This is a genomic window from Rhodothermales bacterium (assembly GCA_017643395.1).
In the GTDB taxonomy this organism is placed as follows: Bacteria; Bacteroidota; Rhodothermia; order Rhodothermales; family UBA10348; genus JABDJZ01.
The window spans coordinates 586,394-598,761 of the sequence record JAEPNP010000001.1 but is presented as its reverse complement, the minus strand read 5'-3'; the positions used below and the strand labels follow the sequence as shown (position 1 = coordinate 598,761).

Genomic DNA, 12,368 nt, shown 5'->3' with positions numbered 1-12,368 from the left:
TGAGTCGGCCCCTCCGTGTCTGGGGCCATTTTAATCCCGCGGGCCGGCGGCTCCGGGCAGCAATTCCAGACTGAATGCGTGCACTCCTGATCGCACTCGCCCTGTTGGCCGCACCGGCGGCCGCCCAGCAAACCAATGTGACCTTCCGCTACGTCCCTTCGGGCGTCGTGGAGGCGGCATTTGTCCCGGGGAGCTTCAATTCCTGGGGGCAACCGTATGCCAGCGGCAACTGCATTGGCGACACGCACGAGTCGGCCATGGAATTCGTGCGCTTCCAGAACTACTGGCGCAAGACCATGACGCTCAATGTCGGCGAGCGTTATGAGTACAAGATTCAGGTGCATCGCAACATTGCCGGGACCAGTTGCGACTGGCTGACAGACCCCCTGAACCCGGAGGTCAATACCGGCGACAACAACAATTCCGTGCTGGTGGTCTCGGACCCCATGGTCTTCCAGACGGCTGAGGAGCTGTCGGCCGACGGCACGGTGCAATATTTCTCCGCGTCACTGGTGTCGACGGCCGCCATCACGGACATCTCCTTTGTGGTGAATGGCGTGACGCGCACCGACGGTCTGGATTTCTTCGATGCCGCAGCCGGCGTATTCCGGTTCCAGCTGGACCGCGAGGTGCGCAGCGGGGCGCAGTTTCGCATCGATGCCACCGATGGGCAGGGACGCCAGCTCTCGGCCGAGATTGGTGAACTTCAGCCGCCGGTGGAATGGACGGTTCCGGCCTTCCGAACGGTCACTGAGACCGCGCGCCTTACCGGCGTAATCACGCGCCTTGACGGATCCATCGACCCGGCAGTCACCGGAGCGACTGTTCTGCGGGAGGGAGGCGGAGAAGCATTTGCTCCGGTCACCAATGGCGATGTGGACGTCACGGCCACCCTCGAGTTGGGCGCGAACACGTTCCGCCTCGAAGCCGAGGTGGACGGCCAGACGTTTACATCCGACCCCATCACCATTACCCGCCGACTGCACCCCCAGGAAGCCTACGCAGTGACCGGCACGGTGCGTGGAAGCGCCTTCGGCATCATCTTCGATCTGCAGGGTACGGCGCTGCTCCCCGCTGATTATACCGTCAACTGGAGCCTGGACGAGACCTTGAGCACCACGGACGTCGCCGGGTTTTCGGGCTCCGGACTCTCTGCCACCGGCACGGCGACAGGACCCGGGGAGGTGTACGCAAACGTCGAGGTGGTCGCCGATGGCGATGTTATCGACCGCCTGCGACTTGCGGCCGTGGTCCAACTGGACGGTGGCGTGCGAGCGCTCGACTACGCCGAGACCGCGTCATGGATCGACGGAGCGGTTGTCTACGAAATCTTCCCGCTGCAATTCGGACCGACGGCCACTGGCAGCACGGCCAACCCCGGCAACCGGCTGAACGAGATCACCGCCGAGCTGGACTACATCGCCGAGATGGGCTTCAATACCATCTGGTTCATGCCCATCATGCGCAATCGCAACGGCATGACGCCCATCGGGGCCGGCTACAACATCATCGATTTCTATACGGTCGATGAGCGCCTTGGCACCAATGAAGATCTGCGTGCACTGGTGGACCGGGCCCACGAATTGGGCATTCGGGTGGTGCTGGACATCACCCAGAGCCACGTGTCTCCCGACCATCCGTGGGTGAATAGCCTGCGCAATGACGGGCCTTACTCCAGCTACATCCAGACCACCCCCAACTCCCACAACAGTGGCCAGGACGGACGTGGCGCCAATCTGGCGGAGATCTGGCAGGTCGAGAACGGCGAGAACCTGTATCGCAAGTATGATGGCTTCGGCGATCTGGCGAACCTGAACTGGGACGACGACGATCTGCAGGCAGAGATGCTGGACGTCTTCGCGTACTGGCTCGACGAGTACAACATAGACGGCTTCCGCATGGACGTCTGGTGGGGCCCGGTTCGCCGCTACGGTGCCGAGCGGTTTGCCCGGCCGACCCGCGACGTGATCAGGCGCCAGCGGCCGGACGCCTGGATCCTGGGCGAGATAGCCGGGACCGGCGGAGGCACGGAGGTCTACTATGCGGATGATGATCGCGGCACGGCCCTGGTCGGTGGACTTGACGCCGCGTACGACTGGAATTTCTACCACAACGCCATCCGAGGGGCCACCTTCGGCAATATCTCGGTCTACGACTCGGCCATCCGCAACGGCGGTTTCTGGCCAGGACCGAACGCCCGGTACTTCCGCTTCCTGGAGAACCATGATGAGGAACGTGTGGCCAAGCGCGTGACCACGGGCCAGCAGAAGGCGCTGGCGGGCATGTTGCTGACCACGACCGGTATTCCGATGGTATACGCAGGCGAAGAGGTCGGCTACGGAGGTGGAAGCGGGGACACCCGCCGCACGGTGGTCAACTGGAATACCACGGACAACGGAGACCTCGCGCGCCACTACCAGGAGCTGGCCCAGGCGCGCTCCCAGTTCGAGGCGTTCTGGTCGCAGCGTTACGATGTGATTTTCTCCGGCCGACGCCTTGCTGGCGAGCCCATCGTCTACAGCTACGTGCGCCCGCTGCAGGACGCCAACGCGGTTGTGGCGATCAACTTCGAGGACACCCCGTCAACGGTCACTCTGGATCCGTCCGCTGCCGTAGAAATGTCCACCGACGGCCCGTGGCCCTACTACGACATCTTCGCGGACACGTCGGCATCCTACCTGGGCGAGTTCACGGTGACTATTCCGCCGTATGAAACGGTGGTTTACATCACACAGGACAATCCGGGTTTTCAGATCTCGGCCCGGCCGCCGGACCTGCCGTTCGGTGCCATCTACACGAGCGCCGAGGCCGCTGAGGTGCCGAGCAGGCTGGAGGTCTCCCCACCCTGGCCCAACCCTGCCACACGCCAGGCCACGCTGGGCATTCAGTTGCCTGAGGCCGGTGAGGTTCGCGTGAGCCTGTTCGACGTGCTGGGGCGCCAGGTCGGCCAGGTGCCCGCCCGCACCCTGCAGGCCGGCAGTCATCACCTCCAGATCGACACCTCGGCCCTGCCGGCCGGCATGTACCTGTACCGACTGGAAGCACCGCGCGGCCAGAAAACCGGAACCCTGATCGTAGTCCGATGAAACGCATCGCCCTTGCTGCTCTGTTTGCCATCGGTTGTGCCGGGGCCGCCCAGCCGGGCGACCAGGCTCTGGGGCCGGCCGGCTCCTCCAACACGGTGCCCGCATGGGCGGCCGACGTGATCTGGTATCAGATCTTCCCGGAGCGTTTCCGCAACGGTGATCCCACGAACGATCCGCCGCGCACGTCCCTGCCGTCTCCCGAGCGCATCCCGGAATCCTGGGAGCTGAGTCGCTGGACCTCCGACTGGTATGAGCGCATGCCCTGGGAGGAGGAACGGCACCCCGACCATTTTCGCACCGTGCGGGACCGTCGCTACGGAGGGGACCTGCAGGGCGTGATCGACGGCCTGGATTATCTGCGGGATCTCGGTGTCACCGGCATCTACTTCAATCCCCTGTTTCAGGCTCGCTCCGAGCACAAGTACGACGGCAATACCTACCACCACATCGACCCGTACTTCGGTCCTGACCCTGAGGGCGACTTTGCCCTGATGGCCACCGAGACCTCGGACCCGGCCACCTGGCACATGACGGCCGCGGACTCGTTGTTCTTCGCCATGGTGGATGCCGCCCACCAGCGCGGCATGCGCGTCATCATCGACGGGGTATTCAACCACACCGGCCGCGACTTCTTTGCCTTCACGGATCTCCGGGAGAAGCAGCAGGAGTCGGCGTACGTGGATTGGTACAAGATCCTGGCGTGGGACGACCCGGCTTCCGAGGAAGAAGAATTCGACTGGGAAGGATGGTGGGGCGCCAAGTCCCTTCCGGAGTTTGCCGACAACGAGGCGGGTACCAACCTGCATCCCGGCCCCAAGGAATACGTCTTTGATGCCACCCGGCGGTGGATGGACCCCAACGGAGACGGGGATACGAGCGATGGGGTGGACGGCTGGCGCCTGGACGTTGTCGCAGACGTGCCGGTAGGCTTCTGGGCCGAATGGAACGCTTTTCTGCGCACGCTGAGGCCCGACGCGTACACCGTAGCGGAGCTCTGGGAGGATGCGAGCGAGACCATTGAGGCAGGCGGCTTCTCGGCCAGCATGAACTACTACGGCTTCGCGTTCCCGACCAAGGGGTACCTCATAGACGGGCGCATGGCGCCAAGTGATTTTGTCGCGGCGCTGACGGAGCGCCTGGGAGCCCATCGCCCGGAAGTGGCCCATGCCGTGCAGAATCTCATCGATTCGCATGACACCGACAGGGTGGCCTCCATGATTGTCAATGCCCGGCGGGACCTGCCGTACGCGCGGGAGGACTGGGATGTGTGGTTCGACTACGACTGGGGTGCGCGGAATTCGGCGTCCGACGAGGCGTATCCGGTGGAGGCGCCGTCCGCCGAGGATCGGGCGATCCAGCGCATGGTGGCCCTCTTCCAGATGACCTTTCCCGGGTCGCCCATGGTCTACTACGGCACGGAGGCGGGCATGTGGGGTGCGGACGATCCCGACGACAGACAGCCCATGTGGTGGCCGGAGATGGAGTTTGATCCGGTTTCGTTCCATCCCCGGCGGGGACCGATCGATCCGATTCCGGTGGGGTTCGATGGGGACGTGTTTGAGCACTACCAGCGAGCGATCGCGCTTCGGCGCTCGCATCCGTCGCTCCGCCGCGGGTCCTTCGAGATCGTGCACGCGGACGATGCGTCCGGCACGGCAGGCTTTGAGCGCGCACTGGACGATGAGCGTGTCATTGTGTTGTTGAACCGTTCGGACTCCCCGCAGACCATCGGCCTGGAGGCCCTGGCTGCCACCCTGGCCCCGAATGAGGGCCTGTATGTCGTGCACACCACTGGTACTGCGCCCACCGTGACCGAAGTCGGTGTGACCCTGGAGCCGCTCACCGGAGCGGCCTTCCTGGTCACCGGAACCGAATAACCCCCCTCCGATGCTTGATATCCAGAAGCGGCTCACCAACACGTTCTATGCGCTGCTGAGCCTTCCCGCAACGGCCATGGGCTTCGCCCTGTCCGTACAGATTTCCGCTCTCAGCTGGATTCTCAGCACCAAATATGGGCTGGCCATTGACGAGATCGGGCTGGTGTGGGCCGCAGGTCCCATCGCCGGTATCCTGGGTCAGGTGGTGGTCGGCATCATCAGCGACAATGTCTGGTTCTGGGGCGGTCGTCGGCGACCGTTCATGCTGATTGGCGGCGTGCTGGCCACGCTCATGCTGCTGGCCCTGCCCAGCATTGACGTGATATCGACCGCGATGGGCATCGAGGGTATTCTGGGTGTCGCGATCGCTGTGGCGCTCACGCTGGATCTGGCCATCAATGTGAGCTTCAATCCTACCCGCTCGGTCATCGCCGACGTCACTCCGGAGGGTGTGGCGCGTACCAAGGGGTATACCTGGATGCAGACGGTGTCAGGCACGTTCGGCGTGCTGGCCTATGCCATCGGTGCTGTCTGGGGCAACTACGTCCTGATCTACTTCGGCGCGGGGCTTGTGCTGGTGTTCTCCGTCATCCCGCCCTTTTTCATCGACGAGCCTCGTGAGCTGGGGGACATGGAGAGCGAGGACGACACGCCCGGATTCTCCGCCATGGAGACCCTGCAGGCCATCCGGCCGCTCTGGGGTTTCCTGATCTACGCCGTGTACGGCATGACGGCCCGTGTGCTGGAAGTCGAGAGCGAGGGCTACTGGGTGGAGCTGATCTGCCTCATCATTACGGTGGCCCTGATTCTGCAGGCCTTGCTGAAATCAGAGGACGGCAAGAGCGAGGACGAGGCTGGCATGATCGGATTCAAGAAAGTGCTCGCTGCCCACTCGTTTACGTGGATCGGGGTGCAGGCCATGTTCATCTACATGTTCGCCTTCATCCAGTACCGTATTCCGGGTCTGTCGGACGATGAGATGGGGCGTGTCGTATCGATCAGCTTCCTGATTCTGAACGCTGTCGGGGCGCTGGTGCCGGTGCTGCTGCTTGAGCCCATTACGGAGCGCATCGGCCGTGTGCGCACGCACCTGATTTCGATGTTCATCATGGCGGGGGCCTACGCGGGTATTGCGCTCTTCGGTAGTTCGGCGTTCACCATCTATCTCTTCATGGCGCTGGCCGGAATCGGCTGGGGAGCAACGGTCAGCCTGCCCTTCGCCATCATGTCGGTCAAGGTGAACCAGTCCCGCATGGGGCTATACATGGGCCTCTTCAATCTCTCGGTAGTGCTGCCACAGCTGGTGGCCAGCCTGGGGGTTGGCGCCGCCGTGGCCGCCGCCACCAACAAGAACCTGATCTTCTTCATCTGCGCGGGCACCCTGCTGTTCTCCGGTTTCGCCTGGCTGCTCGTCAAGGACGATGCGGACAGCGCCGCACCCGCCGCACCAGCCTCGAGTCACTGATGAAACGATTTCTGCCCCTACTGCTCCTGGTGGCTGCCTGTGCGCAGCCCGAATCTGTGCCGGACGCTTCCGAGCCGGTGGCCGTTTCCGACTGGTCTCAGGGAGAAGGTGTCGTCGTGCACCTGTTTGAATGGCGATGGGATGACATCGCGGACGAGTGCGAAGACGTTCTCGGGCCCGCCGGGTACAGCGCCGTGCAGGTGTCGCCTCCCAGCGAGAATCACGTGGTCGGCACGCGGCCCTGGTGGGAGCGATACCAGCCGGTGTCGTACCAGTTGGAGACCCGCAGCGGTAGCCGGGAGGACTTTGCGGACATGGTGCGCCGCTGTGACGATGCCGGGGTAGACATCATGGTCGATGCGGTCATCAATCACACGACCGATGGCGATCTGGAGCATCCCAGCATGGAATTCACTGCGCGCGGCACTGCGGGCACCGAGTTCAGCAGCTACAACTTCCCGGGTCTGTACACCCCGGAAGACTTCCACGACTGCGGACTCACCGATAACAACGACATCCACGATTTCAATGACCGGGAGCAGGTCGAGAATTGCGAACTCGTGGATCTCGCTGATCTGGATACGGCCAGTCCGAAGGTGCGCTCGACGCTGGCTGCTTACCTGGCCGACCTCCAGGCCCTTGGCGTGAAGGCGCTACGCGTTGACGCCGCACGACACATGGCGGCCGAGGACCTGCTGGCCATCATCGAGGAGGCGGAATGGGAGGGATACGTGGTGCAGGAAGTCACAGAGTCTGCCCACGCCCGACGCTATGTGCCCTCCGGTGCGGTGACGGACTTCGATTTTGGATTCGCCCTTTCGCGCGGTATTCGGGACCTGAGCCTCTCCGACATCGTGCGTGACCGTTTCTGGGAGACCGACAACATGGATTCGGAGTGGGCGCTCTCCTTTGTCGACAACCACGACACCCAACGCCACGGAGGGGTGCTGTCCTACAAGGACGACCGCTATCCGTTGGCCGTGGGTATGCTCCTGGCCGTGGGTTACGGGCGCCCGCGCGTGATGTCCAGCTACCGATTCGACTTTGGGGACCAGGGACCGCCTGCAGACGCTGATGAGAACATCCTGCGGGTCAATGGGGATGACGGTATCGGCTGTGGCGATGAGCGCGTGTGCGAGCACCGTTGGCCCATGGTGCTCGGCATGGTGGGCTTTGAAGCCGCCACTCGCGGTCAGGACGTGATGCGACTCCAGGAGGGTGGCGCCGACCGGGTTGCGTTCACGCGTGGCGATCGCGGCTGGGTGGCATTCAACCGAAGCGCCGAACCCTGGGAGGTGGTGCATCAGACCGGGCTGCCGGGCACCCGGTATTGTGATGTGGCCCAGGGGCCGCCCACGGACACAGATGGAGGATGTGCCGGTGGCTCGGTGCGGGTCGACGCGGGAATGGTATCGGCGACGGTGCCGCCCGGAGGTCTCGTGGCCATACACGTCAACGCCCAGGCGAACTAACAAAAAAAGGGGCGGCCCGTTTGGAGCCGCCCCTTTCCGTGTGTGTCGGTTCGGGACTAGCGCTTGTAGTAGTCCCTCAGCGCTGCGAGGGCCACGTGACGCACCTGAGGGGTACCCTCAGACCTGAAGCTCCGGAAGAGCGCGTTCATGGAGCGCTCATCTCCGATGGCGTGCAGGCCGGCAACAGCCAGAAGCCGGTAACGTGCGTCGTCATGGGTCCGGTAGACCTGAACCAGCGCGTCGGCTGCCGGGGTGAGGTTGATGCGGTCGCTGTGGTTGTTCGCGAAGTACACGATGTTCTGCAGCGTTGCTGCTGAGATGTTTTCTGCGCGAGACTGAGAGACCAGCTGGCTCTCAAGTGCACTCCAGAATTCCGAGGTGCGGCTGGCGTAGGACGCGGCGACAGCCGGGTCCTGCAGCACATCCTCGGCGGTCTGCGCCTTCATTTCGGGGACAGAAAGACCAATCAGGGCAACAATGATGAACAGTCGTTTCATAGGATTACCTCCTTCTATATAGCATGCCGCCAGGCGGTGCCGGCGGCGGTATTGTTACGCGGATTGCGCTTCCGGAAACTTACCGGTCGCGCTTAATCGCACATTTACTACGTTTCATTCGCGCCAAAGTGTTGCACATCGGAAGCGGTTCCTGCGACGAAAGCGCTGTCAGGAAGCGCTTTCTTCACGCTCGGTTCTTTCGGGGCGCCGCTGCCGGAGTGCGTGAGGCGGTACAGGAGGTCCGGCGTTAGGCGGCGCGCCGTATCTTCGCTGCCATGACGGATGCCCCTCCCCCCTCGGAAACTCCCTCAGGCTGGCCGGATCTGGGTGATTTATGGACCGTGCCGAACGTACTGTCCATGGTTCGGCTGGTGCTGGTGCTTCCGCTGGCGTACCTGATCATGGCAGACGGTCGGCTGCTATGGATCATGGTATTGACCCTGCTCATTGTGGCCACGGACTACTTCGACGGCCGCATCGCGCGCTGGTCCAAGACCGTTTCGGAGTGGGGCAAGGTGCTGGATCCGCTGGCCGACAAGTTGGCCGGAGGACTCGTTGTCATGGCCCTGGTGGTGCGCGGAGCGTTGCCGGCATGGCTTCTTGCGGTTGTCGCCGCGCGAGATCTGGCGATCCTGGCCGGGGGTGCCGTAATCACCAAGCGGGACGGAGTTGTGCTGTCCTCCATGTTCTCCGGCAAGATTGCTGTTACGGCGCTGGCGATCACCGTGCTCGCCGCGCTGTTGCGCGCCGACCCGGAAGTGATGCAAGTGTGTATCTGGGGCACGACCGCGCTTCTCGTCTGGTCCTTCATCCGCTACATGATCCGCTTCGTGAAAGTCTATAGACACGGCACCGAAGCCATCGCCGCCCGTTCATAGCGGCCACCAACCAGCCGCTGGCGCATGGCCCTGTTCGGATCGAAGACTGAGGACAAGACCCTGGAAGCGGGTCTCGAGAAGACAAAAAGCAGCCTGTTCGGAAAGATCAACAGGCTGGTCCGTGGCAAGGACACGGTGGACGAAACCGTGCTCGACGACCTGGAGGAGGCGCTGGTCACGAGTGATGTCGGTGTGCAGACGACCGTCGATATCATCGGAAAGGTGGAGGAGCGGGTGGCCAGGGACAAGTACGTCTCAACCAGGGAGCTGCAGCAGTTGATCCGCGACGAGATCTCCAGCCTGCTGCTGGACAACGCACCCGAGGCACCCGCCGACTTTGACGCGCCGTTGCCGAACAAGCCGCATGTGGTGATGGTCGTCGGCGTCAACGGGGTCGGTAAGACTACAAGCATTGGCAAGATCGCCCATCGCTACAAGCAGGCCGGCAAGTCGGTGCTTCTGGGGGCCGGAGACACCTTTCGCGCTGCGGCCACCGAGCAGCTGGACATCTGGGCCGAGCGCGTGGGGGTGCCGATCATCAAGCAGGGTCACGGCGCAGATCCCGCCGCAGTGGCCTTCGACACGATTGCGGCGGCCAAGAGCCGAATGGCAGACGTCGTCCTGCTGGACACCGCCGGTCGGCTGCACACCAAGGGTGGGCTGATGGACGAGCTGTCCAAGGTCAAGCGCGTGATGTCCCGGCAGATCGAGGATGCGCCGCACGAGGTGCTCCTGGTACTGGACGCATCGACAGGTCAGAACGCGATCCGGCAAGCGGAGGAGTTCACCAAGTCCGTTGATGTCACCGGCCTCATTCTTACCAAGCTCGACGGCACCGCAAAGGGAGGCATCGTGATTGGCATTTCCAACGAGTTCCGGATTCCGGTAAAGTATATCGGCGTCGGAGAGGGCATCGACGATCTCCAGGTCTTTGACCGCCGTCGGTTTGTCTCCGCGCTTTTCGCTTGATTCGGCGCTCAGACCCCGATTTTCCAGTAGTTCGCTTTTGAGCAGCAACCGTTCACGTTGGCAATCCGACCATCGGTCTGCCGGCGTGCTTGCCGCTCGCCTTTCATACCGATATTCGGATCAACGGCATCCCGTCCCACCACCAGCCGGGATTGCTTCTTCGTGACCCACTCCCTCGAGTCATCCACCATCGCCTGAGCGACAGCTACCACCCGTGAAAAGGCCTCATGGTTATAGCCAGCACCAGAGACGCTGTCTCGGCTGTCTAACCGTGCTGATACTGCTCCTGGTTGCGGCCCGCACGCCCGCTCACGCCCAGGAGGTCATTCCCGAATTCTATGTCGACGCCATGACCGTGTGGTCGGGCGACGACTCCGGGTACAACACCGTTGACCTGTACACTCGTATCCCGTTTCGCCGGCTTACGTTTGTGCGTTCGTCGAACGGGTTTCGAGCGGACTACGTGGTCACGGTCGATGCGCTGCTGCGCAATGGTGACGAACTGACCTCGACTCCGGTTCAGACCCGCATCTGGGAGGGTACCGCACGAGCCGATTTGTATCTGGCAACCGAATCTGAGGACCTGTCGGCCTATACCACGCAGTCGCTGCAGCTGCCCGCCGGCGTATACCAACTGGCCATGCAGGTGGAGGACCGCAACTCCAATCAGGTGTTCGTGCGGGAGATGGATGTGCAGGTGCGCGACTTCTCCGCCTCGCAGTCCCTCAGCGACATCGCGATCCTCGACAACTATGATCAGGCGACGCTGCAGTTCATTCCCCGCGTAACCGGCAACGTCGGGACGGACGAACTGGGCGTGCAGATCCTGTACGAGACCTACTCGGATCGCTCAGCAGCCATGCGCTTGCGCCACGAAGTCGTGCGTTTGGTGCGAGAAACGGATGGCAGTTTGCTGCCGGCTCCAGAGGGCTCCGAGCCGGATGTGGACCGCCACGTGGTGCACGAAGAGTCTCAGGAAGTCCGGCTGGAGTCAGGCCGCAATCAGCACGTCATCAACATCCCGCTTCGTGACATGGAGGCCGGGCCGCACATCATCCGCGTGATCCTCGAGGATCAGGACGGCGTGCCGGTGGACTTCGCTACCAAGGACTTCACCGCTCGGTGGATGGGTCTTCAGCAGCACATCTCCAATGTCGAAGAGGCCATCGAGCAGCTCGAGTACACCGCCAAGAAAAAGGACATCGCCTTCATTCGTGAGGGTGCCACCGAGGCCGACCGCTACCGCCGCTTTTTGGCGTTCTGGGACAAGCGTGATCCAACTCCCGGCACGGCCCGCAACGAGGTCATGGAGGAGTACTACTACCGGGTCTCCTTCGCAAATCGGCGCTACACCAGCCTGATCGAAGGCTGGAAGACCGACCGCGGCTTTGTGCTCGTGCGCTACGGCGAGCCCGACTTTGTACGCAAGAAGCCGCACACCTTCAACTACGAGCCCTACGAAGTGTGGATCTATGAGCGCATCGGGCGCCAGTTCATCTTCGTGGACAAGACCGGGTTCGGGGATTATGAGTTGTTGGTGCCGATATGGGATGAGCGCACCCGCCTGTACTAGTCGGCGGGCCTGATTCCCGCGACTCTGCGTTCCCCTTCGGACTCGGGTCACTGCGGCGTACCGGGGTACGCCTCATTCCCCTCGCCTCGGGCGCCTTGATTCGCGAAAATCATGCTCCGCCTTGGCGGGGCTCGCCCTTTGCGGCCAGCTCTGCGTTCCCCTTCGGACTCAGTCGGTGCGGCGTACTTGAGTACGCCTCCCTCCCTCGCCTCGGGCGCCTTGATTCGCGAAAATCATGCTCCGCCTTGGCGGGGCTCGCCCTTTGCGGCCGGTTCGGCGTTCCCCTTCGTCGGTGCGGGTAGCCTGGGTGATGGCAGCGTACCGGGGCGGTGAACGCGGGCTCGGCGAAGAGCGTGTCGCGGCCCAAGGTGGAATGCGACGCCCTTATTCCGCATCCGGGCCCAGCAAGGCCGGGGTCGGAGTGGAAAATGGCCCCTATTTCCCACTTCGGGAAGTTTGGCGGAGCGGCGACTTGTGGACTGGCCCCCGCGGATTCCACTTGCGGCGGTCGCCGGACCTTCCGCGCCCGCCGGCCAGCGCCACTTGCGGCG

Annotated in this window: 9 protein-coding genes; 7 read left to right on the top strand and 2 right to left on the bottom strand. The window is 63.1% G+C overall.

The genetic code is table 11. The features are described 5' to 3' along the window. The first annotated feature begins 74 nt into the window (after positions 1-74). Genes JJ896_02325 through JJ896_02310 form a run of 4 tightly spaced genes read left to right on the top strand, consistent with a single transcriptional unit; the run spans position 75 to position 7,900 of the window. Positions 75-3,086 carry a T9SS type A sorting domain-containing protein gene (locus JJ896_02325; protein MBO6778466.1) on the top strand — a complete coding sequence of 1,004 codons (3,012 nt, stop codon included), beginning with the start codon at positions 75-77 and terminating at the stop codon, positions 3,084-3,086. Next, the gene (locus JJ896_02320; GenBank protein ID MBO6778465.1) at positions 3,083-4,963 is read left to right on the top strand and encodes a glycoside hydrolase family 13 protein; all 1,881 of its coding nucleotides are present in this window, start codon (positions 3,083-3,085) and stop codon (positions 4,961-4,963) included. The genes JJ896_02325 and JJ896_02320 overlap by 4 nt, the downstream gene beginning before the upstream one ends. A gap of 10 nt (positions 4,964-4,973) precedes the next feature. Next, complete coding sequence (locus tag JJ896_02315; GenBank protein ID MBO6778464.1) at positions 4,974-6,428, top strand: MFS transporter; 1,455 nt, start codon at positions 4,974-4,976, stop codon at positions 6,426-6,428. Then, positions 6,428-7,900: an alpha-amylase family protein gene (locus JJ896_02310; protein MBO6778463.1), complete on the top strand. Its 1,473-nt coding sequence runs from the start codon at positions 6,428-6,430 to the stop codon at positions 7,898-7,900. The genes JJ896_02315 and JJ896_02310 overlap by 1 nt, the downstream gene beginning before the upstream one ends. Before the next feature lie 56 nt (positions 7,901-7,956). Here JJ896_02310 and JJ896_02305 read toward each other — a convergent pair whose 3' ends face one another. Further along, positions 7,957-8,397, bottom strand: a complete 441-nt coding sequence (locus JJ896_02305; protein ID MBO6778462.1) for a hypothetical protein — start codon at positions 8,395-8,397, stop codon at positions 7,957-7,959. Positions 8,398-8,672: 275 nt separating this feature from the next. On the opposite strand from JJ896_02305, the gene JJ896_02300 reads away from it, so the two are divergent. Both JJ896_02300 and ftsY read left to right on the top strand, forming a co-directional pair. Next, positions 8,673-9,275, top strand: a complete 603-nt coding sequence (locus JJ896_02300; GenBank protein ID MBO6778461.1) for a CDP-alcohol phosphatidyltransferase family protein — start codon at positions 8,673-8,675, stop codon at positions 9,273-9,275. 24 nt (positions 9,276-9,299) lie between these two features. Then, positions 9,300-10,244: a signal recognition particle-docking protein FtsY gene (gene ftsY / locus JJ896_02295; protein MBO6778460.1), complete on the top strand. Its 945-nt coding sequence runs from the start codon at positions 9,300-9,302 to the stop codon at positions 10,242-10,244. 8 nt (positions 10,245-10,252) lie between these two features. Here ftsY and JJ896_02290 read toward each other — a convergent pair whose 3' ends face one another. Beyond that, the gene (locus JJ896_02290) at positions 10,253-10,456 is read right to left on the bottom strand and encodes a hypothetical protein (GenBank protein ID MBO6778459.1); all 204 of its coding nucleotides are present in this window, start codon (positions 10,454-10,456) and stop codon (positions 10,253-10,255) included. Between the two features lie 59 nt (positions 10,457-10,515). On the opposite strand from JJ896_02290, the gene JJ896_02285 reads away from it, so the two are divergent. Continuing rightward, positions 10,516-11,817 (top strand): GWxTD domain-containing protein, encoded by a 1,302-nt coding sequence (locus JJ896_02285; protein MBO6778458.1) that lies wholly within the window; start codon positions 10,516-10,518, stop codon positions 11,815-11,817. Positions 11,818-12,368: the final 551 nt, after the last annotated feature.